General features: G+C 60.3%; 20 protein-coding genes. 7 read left to right on the top strand and 13 right to left on the bottom strand.

The features are described 5' to 3' along the window. Positions 1 to 107: 107 nt before the first annotated feature. The 3 genes from ACSQ3J_RS03460 to ACSQ3J_RS03470 all read right to left on the bottom strand — a co-directional run bounded on the left by ACSQ3J_RS03460 (position 108) and on the right by ACSQ3J_RS03470 (position 4,011). Positions 108 to 2,051: a DUF2207 domain-containing protein gene (locus ACSQ3J_RS03460; RefSeq protein WP_436038647.1), complete on the bottom strand. Its 1,944-nt coding sequence runs from the start codon at positions 2,049 to 2,051 to the stop codon at positions 108 to 110. A 43-nt stretch (positions 2,052 to 2,094) separates the two neighbouring features. Further along, on the bottom strand, positions 2,095 to 3,363 hold the full coding sequence (locus ACSQ3J_RS03465; RefSeq protein ID WP_060504803.1) for a 3-phosphoshikimate 1-carboxyvinyltransferase: 1,269 nt from the start codon (positions 3,361 to 3,363) through the stop codon (positions 2,095 to 2,097). A 99-nt stretch (positions 3,364 to 3,462) separates the two neighbouring features. Then, positions 3,463 to 4,011 carry a LemA family protein gene (locus tag ACSQ3J_RS03470; RefSeq protein ID WP_436038648.1) on the bottom strand — a complete coding sequence of 183 codons (549 nt, stop codon included), beginning with the start codon at positions 4,009 to 4,011 and terminating at the stop codon, positions 3,463 to 3,465. 202 nt (positions 4,012 to 4,213) lie between these two features. Between ACSQ3J_RS03470 and ACSQ3J_RS03475 the strand changes: the two genes are divergently transcribed. After that, a complete protein-coding gene (locus tag ACSQ3J_RS03475) occupies positions 4,214 to 4,411 on the top strand; it encodes a hypothetical protein (RefSeq protein ID WP_436038649.1) in 198 nt (65 codons plus the stop codon). A gap of 51 nt (positions 4,412 to 4,462) precedes the next feature. Here the strand turns inward: ACSQ3J_RS03475 and ACSQ3J_RS03480 are convergent, their stop codons facing one another. The 9 genes from ACSQ3J_RS03480 to ACSQ3J_RS03520 all read right to left on the bottom strand — a co-directional run bounded on the left by ACSQ3J_RS03480 (position 4,463) and on the right by ACSQ3J_RS03520 (position 10,188). Next, positions 4,463 to 4,801 carry an antibiotic biosynthesis monooxygenase gene (locus tag ACSQ3J_RS03480; protein ID WP_436038650.1) on the bottom strand — a complete coding sequence of 113 codons (339 nt, stop codon included), beginning with the start codon at positions 4,799 to 4,801 and terminating at the stop codon, positions 4,463 to 4,465. A 147-nt stretch (positions 4,802 to 4,948) separates the two neighbouring features. Further along, positions 4,949 to 5,935: a GGDEF domain-containing protein gene (locus ACSQ3J_RS03485; RefSeq protein WP_244482188.1), complete on the bottom strand. Its 987-nt coding sequence runs from the start codon at positions 5,933 to 5,935 to the stop codon at positions 4,949 to 4,951. 300 nt (positions 5,936 to 6,235) lie between these two features. Continuing rightward, positions 6,236 to 7,198 (bottom strand): glycine--tRNA ligase subunit alpha, encoded by a 963-nt coding sequence (locus tag ACSQ3J_RS03490; protein WP_113548770.1) that lies wholly within the window; start codon positions 7,196 to 7,198, stop codon positions 6,236 to 6,238. Positions 7,199 to 7,301: 103 nt separating this feature from the next. Continuing rightward, positions 7,302 to 7,712, bottom strand: a complete 411-nt coding sequence (locus ACSQ3J_RS03495) for a PIN domain-containing protein (RefSeq protein ID WP_436038652.1) — start codon at positions 7,710 to 7,712, stop codon at positions 7,302 to 7,304. Then, entirely contained in the window at positions 7,709 to 7,939 is a 231-nt protein-coding gene (locus ACSQ3J_RS03500; protein ID WP_060504887.1) for an AbrB/MazE/SpoVT family DNA-binding domain-containing protein, read from the bottom strand. The genes ACSQ3J_RS03495 and ACSQ3J_RS03500 overlap by 4 nt, the downstream gene beginning before the upstream one ends. 70 nt (positions 7,940 to 8,009) lie before the next feature. Then, positions 8,010 to 8,198 (bottom strand): hypothetical protein, encoded by a 189-nt coding sequence (locus ACSQ3J_RS03505; protein WP_060504797.1) that lies wholly within the window; start codon positions 8,196 to 8,198, stop codon positions 8,010 to 8,012. 27 nt (positions 8,199 to 8,225) lie between these two features. Further along, positions 8,226 to 9,092 (bottom strand): S49 family peptidase, encoded by an 867-nt coding sequence (locus ACSQ3J_RS03510; protein WP_436038653.1) that lies wholly within the window; start codon positions 9,090 to 9,092, stop codon positions 8,226 to 8,228. Positions 9,093 to 9,187: 95 nt separating this feature from the next. Further along, a complete protein-coding gene (locus tag ACSQ3J_RS03515; protein ID WP_436038654.1) occupies positions 9,188 to 9,967 on the bottom strand; it encodes a tRNA1(Val) (adenine(37)-N6)-methyltransferase in 780 nt (259 codons plus the stop codon). Next, a complete protein-coding gene (locus ACSQ3J_RS03520; protein ID WP_060504794.1) occupies positions 9,964 to 10,188 on the bottom strand; it encodes a putative signal transducing protein in 225 nt (74 codons plus the stop codon). Before ACSQ3J_RS03520 ends, ACSQ3J_RS03515 begins: the two co-directional genes overlap by 4 nt. A gap of 109 nt (positions 10,189 to 10,297) precedes the next feature. Between ACSQ3J_RS03520 and ACSQ3J_RS03525 the strand changes: the two genes are divergently transcribed. From ACSQ3J_RS03525 to ACSQ3J_RS03545, 5 genes are all read left to right on the top strand, one after another. Then, positions 10,298 to 11,314, top strand: coding sequence for a polyprenyl synthetase family protein (locus tag ACSQ3J_RS03525; RefSeq protein ID WP_060504886.1), 1,017 nt, complete (start codon positions 10,298 to 10,300; stop codon positions 11,312 to 11,314). A 266-nt stretch (positions 11,315 to 11,580) separates the two neighbouring features. Then, positions 11,581 to 13,410 (top strand): tetratricopeptide repeat protein, encoded by a 1,830-nt coding sequence (locus tag ACSQ3J_RS03530; protein ID WP_060504793.1) that lies wholly within the window; start codon positions 11,581 to 11,583, stop codon positions 13,408 to 13,410. A 12-nt stretch (positions 13,411 to 13,422) separates the two neighbouring features. Further along, on the top strand, positions 13,423 to 14,349 hold the full coding sequence (locus tag ACSQ3J_RS03535) for a 4-(cytidine 5'-diphospho)-2-C-methyl-D-erythritol kinase (RefSeq protein WP_060504792.1): 927 nt from the start codon (positions 13,423 to 13,425) through the stop codon (positions 14,347 to 14,349). Then, on the top strand, positions 14,336 to 14,878 hold the full coding sequence (gene moaB / locus ACSQ3J_RS03540) for a molybdenum cofactor biosynthesis protein B (protein ID WP_060504791.1): 543 nt from the start codon (positions 14,336 to 14,338) through the stop codon (positions 14,876 to 14,878). The genes ACSQ3J_RS03535 and moaB overlap by 14 nt, the downstream gene beginning before the upstream one ends. Positions 14,879 to 14,985: 107 nt before the next feature. Then, complete coding sequence (locus ACSQ3J_RS03545; RefSeq protein ID WP_277995986.1) at positions 14,986 to 15,114, top strand: hypothetical protein; 129 nt, start codon at positions 14,986 to 14,988, stop codon at positions 15,112 to 15,114. Positions 15,115 to 15,198: 84 nt separating this feature from the next. Here the strand turns inward: ACSQ3J_RS03545 and ACSQ3J_RS03550 are convergent, their stop codons facing one another. Next, positions 15,199 to 15,735: a hypothetical protein gene (locus ACSQ3J_RS03550; protein WP_060504790.1), complete on the bottom strand. Its 537-nt coding sequence runs from the start codon at positions 15,733 to 15,735 to the stop codon at positions 15,199 to 15,201. 222 nt (positions 15,736 to 15,957) lie between these two features. On the opposite strand from ACSQ3J_RS03550, the gene ACSQ3J_RS03555 reads away from it, so the two are divergent. Then, positions 15,958 to 17,115, top strand: coding sequence for a PA0069 family radical SAM protein (locus ACSQ3J_RS03555; protein WP_060504789.1), 1,158 nt, complete (start codon positions 15,958 to 15,960; stop codon positions 17,113 to 17,115). The last annotated feature ends 102 nt before the right edge of the window (positions 17,116 to 17,217 follow it).

Genomic DNA, 17,217 nt, shown 5'->3' on the forward strand with positions numbered 1-17,217 from the left:
CGGGGTGGGGTGACTTGCGGCATATGCAATTGACCGTAGTATTCGCGGTAATCACCCCCACCCGCGACTGCGTCGCGACCTCCCCCCTCAAGGGGGAGGTGAAAGGGTTACCATCCCCCTCCGCCACCGCCGCCGCCGCCGCCGCCCGAAAAGCCGCCGCCGGAGGAAAAGCCGGAGGATGAGGAGCTGGGTGGCGGGGGTAGCGAAGAGGACATAGTGCTGGCCATCGAGCCTGCAAATCCGCCCATACGGTCACCGAAGGAGCCGGCGGCGAAATTGTTGCCGGTATACCAGGCCGGCTGGTAGGCGGCAGCACCAGCGGCAGCGGCCAGAAGCCAGCGGTCGAAGGTTTCCGACCAGGGTTTTTCGACGCCCAGCGCCACGGCATAGGGCAGAAGCTTTTCGAAATGCTGCGGCGACATCTCCGGTGCGTCGGCCATGTTCATGCGTTCTTTTTCCGCAAGCGTCAGATATTGCCGCAGGCCATCGATGCCATCCATCATCTTCGAGCCAATCGGCGTCGGAGCACCCATCAGATGGAAGAACAGCATGTTGACGAGCACGATGCCGCCGACGCCGATCAAAAGCGGCACCTGATGCGCCTCCAGCGCCATACTGACAAGGACAGCCAGAACGCTGAGCGCGACGGCGATAACGAAGAACGTCAGAAAGGCGGCCGCAATCAGCGAGCCGATGCGGACAAACAGGCTGCCCTTCTTGTTGAACACCTTGCCGATGGCAAGCGCAAACACCGAGATGACGATCGAAGCGAAAACCGGCACGATGACCAGCGCGACGGTCGCGCCGTCGGCAACGCCTGCGATGCAAATGGCCAGCAGAAACAGCATCGAGATCGCGATGCCGCCAACCACATAGGCGGTGTTGGCATGATAGTATTTGTTGCGATGTTCCTTTTCCATGGCCGTGCGGAAATCGGCTCCGGCCTTCTGTACCGCCGGGCCATTCGTCCTGTCGATCGTCAATTCACCGCCATTGCGCTGCACCGCCGCCAGCACCGTGGCCTCGCCGGTCGGCAAGGACGGCGGCTTTGGCTTGTCGGTGCGGGTGATCACCAGCGAATTCTTGAAATCCTTCAGGACGACATAGCCGCCGACGGCGAGATTGAGCGCAGCAGCGGATAGCGCCGTCCAGCCCTGGCCGGAAAACCCCTTGTTGTCGATATAGTTGACCAGCGCCGGGGAGATCCCGTCCGGCGCGTCCCAGCGCGGCACGATGACACCACGAGCCGGATCGCGGCCGACCTTCAGCCACATGCGCGAATAGTAAAGCGCGGCGACGACGAAGCCGGTCATGGCGAGGATCGGCGGCAGATGATCGAAAAACCACCAGGTCCTTTGCTGCGATATCGATGGCGGATCGATGCTGCCCTTCGGCATCTTGACGGCGATGGTCAGCCCTTCATTGGCCTCGAGCCGGCGCGTCGTGGTGAAGACCAGCCGGTCGCCATCTTCAAGTGAGCGGGCATTCTTGCCGGTCGCCCCCTGGCCACCGGTGAAGACATTGAGCGCTTCGGCCTTCACGCCTGAAGGCAAGGCAACCGTGGCGGAGGCCTCCTCGATCGGAAACGCCCATTGGTTGCCTGTCACATTCCAGTAGAGCTCATCATGATCGGGAAAGAACCGGATCTGGCGGGCAGTCTCATAGGTGAACTGGAATGTATGTTGACCATCGGCCAGAAACACGTCCTTGTCGCCGGTATAGATGCGGATACCGCCGCTGATGTTTTCGGTACGGTATGGTTCTGCGGCACCGTCCCGCTCGACGGAAACCAGCTTGAAATCGACCCGGACAGCACGGCCGCCTGCGTCGGTCACGGTCAGCGGAAAATCGCGGTAGATGCCACGCTTGATGCGGTCTCCCTCGACATTGGCAGTGATCGTCTCGGTGACGCTCAGCACGCCGCTTTTGGCAACATCGATCTCGGAGCGGTAGGCGGTAAACACCTCTTCGGCCCGCGCAACCCCACCCGTGACGAGCAGGATGGTGAGGAAGAGAGAGAGCCATCCCAGCGCCGCAAACACACGTTTCATGCGATCGATCCCTCCTCGGCGCTGCGCCGTATGTTCCGTCCGGTTAAGGCCGGTCGCCCTCAAGACCGACGCCGAGCGAGGCAAGCTCGTCCCAATAGCGCGGATAGGTTTTTGCAACACAGCCGGGGTCGAGAATGGTTATGCCGTTGATCTTCAACCCCGCCAGCGCAAAGCTCATGGCGATGCGGTGATCGGCGAATGTGTCGATGTCGGCAGGCAGTGTCTGGCCGACCAGCGCCGGATCCGACGCAACCAGCAGATCGTCGCCCTCCTCGATGCCGAGACCGGGGCGAATATTGGTGAGGCCGGTGGACAGCGCACGGATGCGGTCGCATTCCTTGACGCGCAGGTTCTCTATGCCGACGAACCGCACCGGCGTCTCGTTGAAGGCCGCAAGCACGGCAAGCGTCGGGATCGCATCCTGCATCTGCGAGCCATCGATGACGGCCGGCATATGCGGGAACGTAGCGATTACCTCATAGGCCTTCGCATCCGGCTGCGAGAACGATGTTGCCGCGACGCCGAGATCGATCCGGCCGCCGGTCAGCACTTCCGCCGCCCAGAGATAGGTCGCAGCGGATGCATCCGGCTCGATCAGATAGTCGATGGCGTGATAACCGGTCGGGGCCACTTGCCAGATCGACGGGCTGATTTGCGTCACCTGCGCACCGAAAGCCTTCATGGCGGCAACTGTCAGATCGATATAGCCGCGCGCACCGATCTCTTCGCCGGCCAGCTCGATATTGATAGGGTGGGACGAGCCGGCAGCCGCCATCAGCAGGGCCGATACATACTGGCTGGAAAGGCCAGCATCGATGGTGACGTGGTCCCTGGCAAAATCGCCAGTCCCGGAGACGGTGACCGGCGGACAACCGGTTTCGGCTTCCACCGTGACGCCGAGCGAGCGCAGCGCAGTCACAAGCGGCGCGATCGGCCGCTTGCGCATATGCTGGTCGCCATCGACGATCACCATGCCATCGACGAGAGCCGCAGCCGCGGTCAGAAAGCGGGTCGCAGTCCCGGCATTGCCGAGGAAAAGCGGCTTTTCGGGTGGCAGGAGTTTGCCGGATCCGGTGACGATGAACGTGGTATCGTCCGGCTCGGAAATCTCCACGCCCATGGCGCGCAGGGCGTCGGCCATATAGCGGGTATCATCGCTTTTCAGCGCGCCCGTCAGGCGGCTGGTGCCTTTGGCAAGACCCGCCAGCAGCAGCGCCCGGTTGGTGATCGACTTCGAGCCGGGCGGACTGACGCGCCCTTCAAGCGGATGGCCGGGCGGAAGAATGGTCAGTTTCTGGTCTGCGGCGTTCATGCTCTTGTCTCTTCATGCCTTCAGCACCGCCTGTCCACGGCCGTGCACACTTGTCGATAGTGGATAGCCGTCTACGACGGAATGGCTTTTCCGGCTAGATTAAAACTTCACCACCGGCACGGCGCGATCAGCCTCGTTGGTGATCTCGAAGAAGGCCGCCTTGGTAAAACCGAAGGGGCCGGCGATGAAATTCGACGGGAAACTCTCGACCTTGACGTTCAAGTCGCGGGCCGCACCATTGTAGTAGCGGCGGGCCATCTGCACTTCCCCCTCGATGCTTTCCAGCGATTGCTGCAACTCGGAAAAGTTCTGGTTGGCCTTGAGGTCTGGATAGGCTTCCGCCAGCGCGAACAGCTTGCCGAGCGCCTGGCTCAGCATGCCCTCCGTCGCAGCGCGTCCGGCAACATCGCCTGCCGGCAGCGCCTGCGCCTTGTTTCGAAGGGCGATGACCTCTTCCAGCGTGCCTTTTTCGTGGGCGGCATAGCCCTTGACGGTCTCGATCAGGTTGGGGATCAGGTCTGCCCGCCGCTTCAACTGCACGTCGATGCCGGACCATGCCTCCTCCTTCACCTGCCGCGCCTTGACCAAGCCGTTATAGATGAAAATCAGGTACAGGATCACCACCGCACCAATGGCCAGACCAATCATCAGTTTTCCCTCCGCCGCGTGATTTTGCCGCAGCTTAGGGATCGAACGCCGCCGTTGAAAGACAAATTTCAGCCACCCGCTTCACCCTGCCGGTTTTCCCGTTCCGGCTGCACCAGCCTGTTCCTGGGGGAACCGCGCAATGGCTGCGCCTGATCGATAGTGGGGCATCAAATCAACGCTGAACCCGAAAAGTACCGGCCCCATGAAAACGCTCGCAGCCCTCATCAACGTCATCGCCTTTTCGGCTTTGTTTTTTGCCTATGCGAGCATAGGCACCGTCGAGAAACCTGCCGGTGTTCGCCGTGCCCTGCAGACCTATGCCGGCCAGCATTCAACCGGCGCGTTTCCAACCGCAAAGCCGATCTGGCAGATTGGCGTCGAGGCGGGCGACTTGATTTAAGCGGCGGCACCATTCCTGACACGGCACTGGATGCACTCTCCTCGCCAGCCGTCAGATATCCAGATTGTGATAGAGCCCCATGTCCGTCTTGATGTTAAGTGCAGTCATTATCTGCTGACGATCGATGCCGGTCTCCCGGTCATACGCAGCCACGGCAGAGACCACAGAATCGATCACAGCAGGCCCGGTAAAGGCGATGATCGCGACGAAATTGAACACGCCCGGTCCGGAGTGCTGCTCCAGAATCTGATCCGTCACCACGCCTTCCTGCCGCCGCAAGACCGCATGCGTCTTTGCCATCAATTCAAGGAAGGCATCACGGCTTTCTGCCGGAACCGAAAATTTGTTAATGCGATAAAGCGGCTTGCCGCTTGCGTGGCTAATATCCATCTGCATCTCTCTTCAATAGAGGACGCCCAGCGCGACCCCGCAGATGCAGTTCTAGGACCTCAAGTAAAGTTCAGGTCAAGAGCGCTTTGCGATTTTGCAAAATGAGGATATCCGCTCATCGGCGCCTCAAACCTCGAAGGCTACCTTTTAAGAGCGGCCTAATCTGGCCCATTCGACCGTATCTTCCGCCGAAGGGACCGTCTCCAGGATCTGCCCGAAACAGACAACCGCCACCCGTTGTTCGCTGGTCTTGGCGATATACATATACTCGTCGGCCCTGCGCACAAAGGACGCGACGGTATCGTCCGGCTGCAGGAACGTGACGCCGACGGCCGCACCGGTATAGGTCACCTTGCCCTCTATCGCGATCGGTTTGAAAACCCGCTCCATGGCATCCTGGACATTCTGCTGAACATCGGCCGCCAGCTTCAGGTCAATATCGAGCAGCACCACGAATTCGTCGCCGCCAATTCTGGCGATGAAATCCGTGGCGCGAAAGCTTTCACGAAGGCGGCTGGCGATGGTTCTCAAAACCTCATCGCCGGCGGCATGTCCCAGCTTGTCATTGACCGTCTTGAAGCCGTTAAGGTCGATGAAGGCCAGCGCGAGCTTACGGTCATTCTGCATGCTGCGTTCGACGGCATCAACGACCACTTCATCGAAACAGGCCCGGTTCGGAAGGCCGGACAGGGCGTCGGTGCGCGCCGATGCGCGCAAAGCGTTCTCGATTTCCCGCTGCTGCCGGACACGCGCCGAGACGTCGACGATAACTTCGACATCAAAGGAAACGCCATCGACCCAGGTTCTCTGCGCCGAAATCAGTGTCGGGATGATCGTACCGTCGGCGTAGACGAGATCGACTTCCTCCAGTTCATAGGAGCCCACTTCTGCAAGCAGACGGTGGCGGCGATCACGCGCCGGATTATCGATCGCGGCGCCATCCGATGTCAGTTTTTTGCCGCGGATATTTTCCCATTTCAGGCCCGTCAGCTTCAGATAGGCATCGTTGACCTTGGCATAGCTCGAGGTCTTGGTATCACTGGTGGTAATCGCCATCGCAATCGGCGCGAACTCGAACATTCGCATCAACATCGAAGCCAACACTTCCGGGGGCAGAATATCCTCGTCGTCCATCATGCGTCCTGAACTTAGTCACGTGGACAAAGCTTAGAACAAACTCCTTAAACGCTTACTGAACAACCAAGCGGGATCAAGCAATTGATTTTACGTCTTGAAGGAGAGGCATATGACACTTCCCTCAAAAGCTGCAATTTCGCGGCAGATCACTGCGTTCAGACGGCACGCCGGTCATACGCCAGCCATACGGCATCTGATGACGAGACCGGGCGTGCTAGTCCGGAACCGACAGCAGAGTGGCCCGGCGGCCGATCACGGCCGTTTCATACAACGGATCGGGTCCGCCCGCTGCTGGGTTTAGGCGGCGTCTTTCGCCAGATTGATGCCACCGGCATCGGTCAGCAGGAAGGCTTCGCCACAGGCTGTCGCCAGCGTGCGCACGCGCAGAATGTAACTCTGGCGCTCGGTCACGGAAATCACGCCGCGCGCATCGAGCAGGTTGAAGACATGGCTGGCCTTGATGCACTGGTCATAAGCCGGGAAGACGCATTTGTGCAGGACCGCATTGGCGCTGGTGTCAGGCGCACCGGCCGCCAGAAGCGCCATGCATTCCTTTTCGGCATCGACGAAATGCTGCTGCAGCATGGCCGTATTGGCAAATTCGAAATTGTGCCGCGAATATTCCTGCTCGGCCTGCAGGAAGACATCGCCATAGCTGATCTTCTCGTCGCCCTCGCGGCCGTTGAAATTGAGGTCGTAAACATTGTCGACGCCCTGGACGTACATGGCGAGGCGCTCGAGGCCGTAAGTCAGCTCGCCGGATACAGGCGAGCACTCGATACCGCAGACCTGCTGGAAATAGGTGAACTGCGAGACTTCCATGCCATCGCACCAGCATTCCCAGCCAAGACCCCAGGCGCCCAGCGTCGGGCTTGCCCAGTCGTCCTCGACAAAGCGGATATCATGCAGCAGCGGATCGAGACCGATGGCGGCGAGCGAACCGAGATAGAGTTCCTGCAGGTTCGGCGGATTGGGCTTCAGGATGACCTGGTACTGGTAGTAATGCTGCAGCCGGTTGGGGTTTTCGCCATAGCGGCCATCCGACGGCCGGCGCGACGGCTGTACATAGGCAGCCCGCCACGGCTTGGGACCAAGCGCGCGCAATGTCGTTGCCGGATGAAAGGTGCCGGCGCCGACCTCCATATCATAAGGCTGCAGAACCGCGCATCCCTTGTCCGCCCAGTAAGCGTGCAGCGTCAGGATCAGCGCCTGAAAGGAGCGCTTGGGGTTCATATGGTCCGGGAGAGCGGCGGCGGTCATGGCATCAGTCCAGATTGAAGATATCTGGCTGTCTGGTGCCATGATGGGCGAAGAGGGTCAAGGGCAGAAGACCCCGGTGGCGTGAGGATTACCTTTGCAAAAATTATCCGCTCATACCCGTGAAAGGGTTGAGGATCGTCATCCGTCCGTCAATAATCAGCCCATGCTGCATATCTTCGGAAAAAACGTGCTTCGAACCCGCCAGAAGGGCAGCGGCAATCATTAAAGCATCGTAGAAAGAAAAATTGAAGCGCTCGACCAAATTGAGCGCCTGTAAATTACATTCGCGATCAATAGGTTGGATGGCAACGGCAAGTCCGCTTACGTCCTCTATGGCGCTTCGCACTTCCGGCCAACTCATACCGAGCTTGCCTGAAGCAACATTGCCAAACTCATTCAGTGCCTGAACACTCAAGATGAAAGGTTCAGAAAGAAGTTCCTGCGCCTTGGCGGCACGATCATCGTTGGTGAAAGCATAGACGAGAATGTTGGTATCAAGCAGGGGCGCAGTCACCGCGCATTTGCCTCGTCGCGGTCGAATTTCCAATCAGCAGGCAAAGGCCTCGCAAACGCCTTGATACGCTCAAGCGCGTCCTCACGTGCGGTATTGCGCTCCAGCTCGAAGGTACGTTCGCCGGCGATGCGCACGGCCACCTCGTCGCCCTCCTTCAGCTGCAAAACCTCCACAACCGAGGAAGGAATGCGAATTGCCAGACTGTTACCCCATTTAGAGACCTGCATCGCCGACTCCATGATCTACGGAAAATAATGTATATCATAGACAGGATGAACGCTCAATAAATTGAAGCCATCACTCCGGTTTCTTCAGCCGGTATTCCCCCGTCACCGGATCCTTGACCAGCGTGCCTTGCGTGCCGGTTTCCTCGCGGCGGCGGGCTTCCTGCTGGCGGCGGCTCAGCTTTTCCGCGTCGGCCACGAATTTGCGGTAGCCGAACCAGGCGATGGCTGCAAACAGCAGCAGTAAAATCAATTGCGGCATGCGCTCTCCCCCGTTTCCGCTAGATTATCAAAGACCGAAGCGACCCCATAATGCTCTTTCCTCGGCCACCTCGGCAAGACCGGATACGGCTGAGACGGCGAACCGCTCCGCCATTCCGCCCGCCATCGATGCACCCGGCTGGCGGCGGCCGAACAGACCGCGCGACGCAGAAACCAGCTGCAGCTGGATCTTGTCGCCAAACCGCTTTTTCAGCTCGCCGCGCATGTCGCCGAGGCTATCGACCAGACCCAGCTCCTGGCCACGCTTGCCGGTCCAGAACAGGCCGGAGAAGATGTCGGGCGTATCGGCGAGCAGATGGCCACGCCGCGCCTTGACCATGCCGATGAATATGTCATGGATTTCCAGCTGCAGACCCTTGAGGAACTCGATATCCCGTTCCTTTTCGGGCTGGAAAGGATCGAGCATCACCTTGTTGGAGCCGGCGGTATAGACACGCCGCTCGACACCGATCTTCTTCAACAGTTCCGGAAAACCGAAACCGCCGGACACGACGCCGATGGAACCGACGATCGAAGTCGGGTCGGCAATGATCTCGTCGCCGGCAAGCGCGATCATGTAGCCGCCGGACGCCGCCACATCCTCGACGAAGATGATGACACGCTTCTTCTTTTCCTCGGCCAGGTCTCGGATGCGCTGGTAGATCAGCCGTGACTGAACGGGCGAGCCGCCGGGAGAGTTGACCGAGATGGCAACGGCCGGCGCGCCCTTCACCGAAAAAGCCTTTTCAAGCACGGGTGCGACCGCCGCCAGATTGAGCGCCGGGCGGAACTGGCTGCCGCCTGCCATGATCGCACCGTGCAGCCTGACGACCGGGATCGTTATACCGTCCTTGCGAAAACGCTTCGGCAACAGCTTCCTCAACAGTCCGGCCATCTGAACTCCCTGCATTCATTGTACGTATCGGCAATCATTATGCGTGTTGGCATGTATGCACTGGCGCGGCAAACGCAATGGCAATGCCGTGAAAATCATCGATTGCGGTGATAGGCGGCGCGGCCATTGTTCATATCGTCGACGACGGTGGCGAACCTGTGCGTCTCCGCCTCATGCACGATCAGCGGCGCTCGCAGCGTCAATCGCGCGCGGCTCTGCTTGATCGCCGTCACAAGAATACGCACCGCATTTTCACCAGCGCGCGGATGCAGGGGCGTAATTTCCAGACCGCCAAAACGACCGCCGCAGGCCGAAATGATCTCGGCAATCGATTCGGGCCGGGCGATCAGCGACAATTGCCCACCCGGCCTTGCAATGGCGCCTGCCGTCCGGATCCAGGTGTCGAACAGGCCGTCGATCATCGCATGTGCCTCGGCCTTCAAGGCATCCGGCGTCTTGCGGTCCGAGGCATCGTTGAAGGGCGGGTTCATGATGACGTGATCGAAACTGTAGTCGGCGAGACCCGCCGCAACCCTGGCCCGGCCGGTCAGCGACACGTCGGCTTCGAGAACGGATATCCGGCCGCCAAACCGGGCATTGTCCGCAAGCTCCAGGCTTCGCCTGGCAAACTGCGCCATCAGTGGCGACCGCTCGACCAGAACCACTTCGGCCTTTTCCAGCCGCGAGGCAACGGCCATGCCGGCTGCTCCGGCGCCAGCGCCGAGGTCGGCGACACGGCAGGGCTTTTCCGAGACGACCAGCGAGGCAAGCAACATCGCATCCATGCCGGATCGATGCCCCTGACCTAACGGCTGGATCACCTGAAATTGACCGCGGTGAAAGCTGTCGATGGTTTCGGTGGCCGTCGTCGTCATGCGTCGCGCAATTCCGCCTCTAGTCCGGCATCGATCAGGACCTGCCTTGCCTCTTGTTCATCGTCTTCATCGACCAGAAGTCGGCGGGGTAACAGGCCGAGAGACCCTTCAAGAATGCTCATGCCCTGATCGGCGATGAAGCAGCCGATACCGGCATCCTTCATGAGACTTTGAGCAAACGAGAGTACGACGGCGTCATTGGTACGGATCAATTCCTTCATTCCGGGTCGTTTTCCTGCCTTATTTGAGCAAGCGGGACAATTCGCCTCTTGCCGCCACAAGCCCCCCTTTCTATTGTCCGAACTGGAATTTGAACAGGAGTCCCTTGTGTTGGGCGTAGTGATACCGCTGGAAGACAGCAAAAACAAACAAGCATCGGTCAAGCCGCTCGTCGACCTGACGAAGGCGGACATGGAGCGCGTCAACCAGCTGATCCTGTCCAAGGCCGGCTCCGACGTCCAGATGATTCCGGAAGTGGCCAACCACCTGATCTCCTCCGGCGGCAAGCGCCTGCGCCCGATGCTGACGCTGGCCTCCGCCGCCATGTTCGGCTTTACCGGCGATGCGCATATCAAGCTTGCGACCGCAGTTGAGTTCATGCACACGGCCACCCTGCTGCATGACGATGTGGTCGACGAGAGCGATCTGCGCCGCGGCAAATCAACGGCACGGATGATCTGGGGCAACCAGGCCAGCGTGCTTGTCGGCGATTTCCTGCTTGGTCAGGCTTTCCGCATGATGGTCGACGTCGGCTCGCTCGATGCGCTCGACGTGCTTTCCACCGCCGCGTCCGTCATTGCCGAAGGCGAAGTGCTGCAGCTGTCCGTCGCCAAGAACATGGAAACGACGGAAGACGATTACCTTTCCGTCATTCGCGCCAAGACGGCCGCCCTGTTTGCAGCAGCCTCCGAAGTCGGACCGATCGTCGCCAAGACCGACAAGGCCAGCCGCAACGCGCTGAAATCCTACGGTATGAACCTCGGCCTTGCCTTCCAGCTGGTCGATGACGTGCTCGATTATGGTGGCAAGGCCGCCGATCTCGGCAAGAACACCGGCGACGATTTCCGCGAAGGCAAGATCACCCTGCCCGTCATTCTGTCCTACCGCCGCGGCACGGCCGATGAGCGCAGCTTCTGGCGGCAGGCGATCGAAGGCGGTGAGAGCAACGACCAGAACCTGGAAAAGGCACTGGGGTTGATCACCCGCTATGGCGGCTTGACCGACACTATCGCCCGGGCCCAGCATTACGGCACGATTGCCCGAGATGCGCTTGCACCGTTGCCGGAATCCCCCTGGAAGGACGCGCTTCTCGAGGTCATCGATTTCTGCATCGACCGGGTCAGCTGACCGGTCTTTGCAAGGACCAGCTGTAGGCTTGAGGAATTTCTTGCCGCACTGCGCCAAAAAAGCCATTCTATCCATTCATGCTCCGGCTGCCGTCGAAAGCGCTCACGATCGAGTGAGCGGAAATTGACGGCGGGATGTCGAATTGCGTTTTGCCTTGCGTTCAAACCGATTCCGGTTTGCCGGGTTATGCGTTATTGATTTAGGATTGATTCCGCGCGAATCCGGCGCCGGCGCCAAGGGGCGTCGCCCGTAACGAAAGGCTTGTCATGCGGCAAAAACACCTTCTTCGCCTGCTCAGCGGTGCTGCCTTCCTCGCCTTGGCGTCCTTTTCCGGCGCAGCCCCAAGCTTTGCCGAGGAAAAGCCTGCGGTCGAAGAAAGCAAGCCATTCGATCTGAATTCGGTCAACAGCTTTTCCGGCGCGTTTCTCGCTGCCCGCACTGCGGATGTCGATCACGATCTCGATACCGCGACCAAGCTCTACCGCACGGCGCTTGAATTCGAACCTGACAATGTCGACGTCAAGCAGCGACTGATGATCACGTCGCTGATGAACGGCGATTTCGAGGGCGGCGCCAAGATTGCCGAAGAATTGAAGTCTGACAGCTCCGTCGAGCGGATCACCACGATCACCCGCGCCGTCGAGGCCATCCGCAAGCGGGAATATCGCCACGCGCAGAAAATCCTCAATTACGAAGGCCCGAACGATCTCGACCGGCTGATGAACGGCCTCCTTCTCGGATGGGCGAAAGCCGGCGAAGGCAAGCCCAAGGACGCGATCGCTGAAATCCAGGCGATGGAAGGGCCGGAGTGGTTCCGCATCTTCAAATCCTACCATCAGGGCGCCATTGCGCTGGCCGCCGGCGACAAGTCGACGGCCCGCTCGAAGTTGAACGACGCCGTTCTAGACCGTGAAGGCGGCAGTGCTGCCCCCGATACCTTCATGCGTGCCGTCGTCGCGCTGGCAAAGCTTGAGGCCCGCGACGGCAACAAGCAGAAGGCGCTTGATGCGGTTTCGGTCGGCGAAGGCTTCATCAGCAATTATGCGCCGCTGAAGGCGCTGCGCACCAGCATTGAAGAAGGCAAGCCGCAGGAGCAGCAGGTTCGCAGCGCCACCCAAGGAGCCGCCGCCGTGCTGTTTTCGATCGGCGCGGCACTGAACCGCGATGGCGCGGAAGACATTGTTTCGCTCTATCTGCAGACCGCGCGGGCGCTGGATCCGGAAAGCGCCGATATCCTCGTCATGCTCGGCGGTATCGCGGAAAACCTGAAAAAGCCCGAGCGGGCCATCGCGCTCTACAAGAGCGTGCCGGAAAATTCGCCGATGCGGCGCCTGTCGGAAATGCAGCTGGGTCTCAGCCTTGCCTCGATCGGCAAGGTCGATGAAGCCAAGCAGCATCTGAAGGAACTGATCGACCTCGACCCGAAGGACGTGCGCAGCTACCTCGCCTATGGCAGCGTGCTGTCGGACGCCAAGGACTACAAGGAGATGGGCCTGGTCTATGACCGTGCCGTCGCGGCGATCGGCCCGGTGCCGCAGCGCAGCGACTGGACGATCTTCTTCCAGCGCGGCATCGCCTATGAGCGCCAGAAAATGTGGGACAAGGCCGAGCCGAGCTTCAAGAAGGCGCTCGACCTCAATCCTGACCAGCCGCAGGTGCTGAACTATCTCGGCTATTCCTGGGTCGATATGAACATCAATCTCGAGGAAGGCCTCGGCATGATCCGCAAGGCCGTCGATCTGAAGCCGGACGACGGCTACATCGTCGATTCGCTCGGCTGGGCCTATTTCCGGATGGGCCGTTTTGACGACGCTGCGGTCGAGCTGGAGCGCGCGGTCGAGCTGATGGCGGGTGATGCGACCATCAACGACCATCTGGGCGATGCCTATTGGCGCGTCGGCCGCAAGCTCGAAGCCGTGTTCCAGTGGAACCAGGCCCTGGCGCTGAAGCCCGAGGAAGCGGAAATCCCGAAGATCAAGGCGAAGATCGAAAGCGGCTTGCCGCCGGTTGAGGTCAAGGTGCCGGCCGCCGCCGAGGCAGGCGATACCCAGCCGAAGAAAGTGGCTCCGGACGTCGCTGCCGGCAAGAAATCCTGATTTCGCCTTTCAATGGCAAGTGAGGATGGAATTTTAGGATTTTCGCTGACGCGGACCGCGCCGGCGAAAATCAATCTGGCTTTGCACGTCGTTGGCCAGCGGGCCGACGGTTATCATCTGCTGGAAAGCCTCGTGACCTTTGCCGATGCGGGAGACCGCATCGGCTTTTCCCTTTCAGATGAAGACCGGTTTACCATCTCCGGCCGCTTTTCCGCCGATCTGCCGCTTGCCGGCGAGGCTGCGGCGGGGAACCTGGTGCTTAAGGCGCGTGACCTGTTGCGGGGCCATCTCAGCGAAAAGGGCATCAAGGCGGGCCCAGTTCACCTGCATCTCGAAAAGAACCTGCCGGTCGCTTCTGGTATCGGCGGCGGCTCGGCCGATGCGGCTGCCACGCTTCTTGGGTTGCTTGAATTGTGGCAGGCGTCCATCAATCCAGGGAGCCTGCAGGAGATCGCGCTAAAGCTTGGCGCCGATGTGCCGATGTGTCTTCATGGCCGACCGCTGGTTGCGCGCCGCATCGGGGAAGACATCGATGCGATTGCCGAATTTCCGGCCTTCCCGATGCTGATCGTCAACCCGCTGAAGGCGGTCTCGACGCCGGTGATTTTCAAGCTCTTGAAGGACAAGACCAAGCCGCCGCTTTTGATGCCGCCGGGCAGGCGATCGCGTGACGGCTGGATCGATGCGCTGACAGGCCTGCGCAACGATCTGGAGCCGCCCGCCCGCGAACTCGAGCCGGACATCACTTCAGTCTCTGAGGCGCTTGGTCTGACGGAGGCCTGTCTTGTCCGGATGTCCGGATCGGGTGCCTCCTGCTTCGGCCTTTACGCAAGCACTGAAGCCCGGGACGAAGCGGCAGCTGTTCTTTCCAGGCAACACCCTAACTGGTACGTTCTGGCCTGCAACAGCGTTGATGGAGACCACGATGACCGAGGCTAAATCGCCAAGACCTTTCGTTCCGGTCGGGATCGCGGTGCTCACCGTCTCCGATACCCGCACGCTGGCTGACGACCGTTCCGGCGATACGCTGGCCGCCCGCATCACCGATGCCGGACACCGGCTCGAGGCCCGCGCCATCGTTCCGGACGACAAGCAGAGGATCGCGGCACAGGTGAAGGCCTGGACGTTGACCGACACGATCGACGTGGTGATCACCACCGGCGGCACGGGTTTTACCGGACGCGACGTGACGCCTGAGGCGCTGGAGCCTCTGTTTGAAAAGCGCATGGACGGCTTTTCCGAGGTCTTCCACCGGATTTCCTATGACAAGATCGGCACCTCGACGATCCAGTCACGCGCCACCGGCGGCGTTGCCAATGCCACCTTCATCTTCGTGCTGCCGGGCTCGCCCGGCGCCTGCAAGGACGCCTGGGACGGCATCCTCAAGCAGCAGCTCGACTACCGGCACATGCCGTGCAACTTCGTCGAGATCATGCCCCGGCTGGACGAGCACCTGAAACGCGGCTGACCGCCACTTTTCAAACGGCCCAATCCTTCCTGTTCCATTCGTAACAGCGCGCCACGATGCAGCATCGTAGAACTGTCCTCATCGGGAGACGGAATGAGGAGGACAGAATGGCAGGCTCACCCACCGGTGATGCGACCTCCCTCCCCATCCAGATCTCGGCAGACAGCATGAAGGCGGCGGATTTCACGTTTCGAAAGCCGTCCCGCAAAGCGATACGACGCGGCGGCTGGGTTTGACGCGGCAAGCCATTTTAACGGTTCATTTTTTCATGACGGCAGGGCAGGTCCGAAAGGGCCTGCTCTTTTTGCGGTGGGCCGCGCCTACAGGTTTTCCGCACCCGGGCGGTTGGCGATGGCCACCCATGCCGGCACCAGTTCGCTGCCAAGCTTGCGTGCCGCCCGGCCATTGGCAAAATCAGCAAGCTGCATCGATGTTTTGGCGATCGCTGCCGCCTGCTGTTTCGATAGCAGCAATCCCTGTTCCAGCGGTGCCGGACGGGTGACGATGCGCTGCAGGAATGGCCGGCGATACTGCCTCGAAGGTGAGAAACGCGCCGGCATCTTGTTCAGCGACATATATTCCGCCACGTCGTCGATCCAGCGCCCCGCCGGCCTGGCGCCTGCTTCAAGCAAAAGCAGCCAATTGCCACGCGCGGAACGGACGATGTCGGTCATGTCCCAGCTCGTACAGAAACGGGCGCCCGCAGCATCTGCCACACGGCTCGAACCATCCTGTGAGGCATGATCGAGAATAATCACGTCGCTCACCAGCCCTTCCACGGCACCCGCCACCAGCGCCGAAAGTGTCTGCGCCAGTTCAGCTTCATTATCGCGGGTTTCGGTGATGATCGTCAGCATTGCCGTCCATACCGCATTGCACACAAATTTTCCACACGCCCTTCTTCCCCGGGCGATTAACTTTTGATTCATGATGAATGCACCGGCATTCGCACCCAGGAACGATTACCCGTATCCGAGCCATGCATCGGATTTTTGTTCTTGCATTGTTCTCATTTTCGCGATAGGAAAATAATCAGAGGACATCGGAGAGTCTGTACCGACTGTCTCCCGGAGAAACCCATGAACGAGCTGTCTCAGATCAGGCAGGGCGCTTTGGCGCCTGCCAATACGGCAGATATGGCCGAAGCGATGATTGCCAGCTCCGGGCTGCGCATCGAGATCGACCGGCGGCGTGGACGTGGCGCGGCGATCAATTCGTCCGGCCGGTTCGAACAGGTGTCGCGGCAGCTCGAAGATGACGGCTGGGATTCACTGGAGGACCTGCCGGTCTTCAAGACCGAAGTCCAAGTGGAGAAACCGCGTTCGATCATCAGCCGCAACGATTCACCCGACATTCCTTTCGACCGCTCCGTCAACCCCTATCGGGGATGCGAGCATGGCTGCATCTATTGCTTCGCCCGCCCGACCCACGCCTATATGGGCCTGTCGCCGGGGCTCGATTTCGAGGCAAAGCTGTTTGCCAAGCCGGACGCTGCAAAGCTGCTGGAGCGGGAACTGGCCAAGCCCGGCTACAAGGTCCGTCCGATCGCCATCGGCACGAATACCGATCCCTACCAGCCGGTCGAGAAGGAATGGCGGATCATGCGCCAGATTCTCGAAGTTTTGAAAGCCGCTGATCATCCGGTGATGATCGTCACCAAATCGGCGATGGTGATGCGTGACATCGATATCCTGGCCCCGATGGCTGAGAAAGGCCTGGCGAAAGTCGGTCTGTCGGTGACGACGCTCGACCGCAAGCTTGCCCGCCTGATGGAGCCACGGGCCTCGACGCCATCCAAGCGGCTGGAAGCCATCAAGGCGCTGTCCGAAGCCGGCATTCCCTCAACGGTGATGATGGCGCCGGTCATTCCGGCCCTCAACGACCATGAGATCGAACGGGTGCTGGATGCGGGCAAGACCGCTGGAGCAACGAGTGCGAGCTACGTGCTGTTGCGCCTACCGATCGAAGTCAGCCCGCTGTTTCGCGATTGGCTGCTGCGCAATTATCCGGATCGCTACCGCCACGTCATGTCGCTGGTCCGCTCGATGCGCGGCGGCAAGGATTACGACGCGGAATTTGGCAAGCGCATGAAGGGTGCCGGTCCCTATGCCTGGCAGATCGGCCGCCGTTTCGAGCTGGCCGCCAAGCGGCTGGAACTGAATTTCACCCGGCGCCCGCTGAACTGCGATCTGTTTGTGCCGCCGTTGGGGACCGGTGTTCAACTGTCACTTCTCTGACGGGCAACAGGATTGATCCGGGCGCAATCCCGAAGATCGAATACCGATGCTGCTTCTTGCCCCGAGGCAGCATGGGTCATCCTCCGGCAACCGCCTCATTGC

Source organism: Rhizobium sp. LjRoot98, from assembly GCF_964252935.1.
Lineage (GTDB): Bacteria > Pseudomonadota > Alphaproteobacteria > Rhizobiales > Rhizobiaceae > Pararhizobium.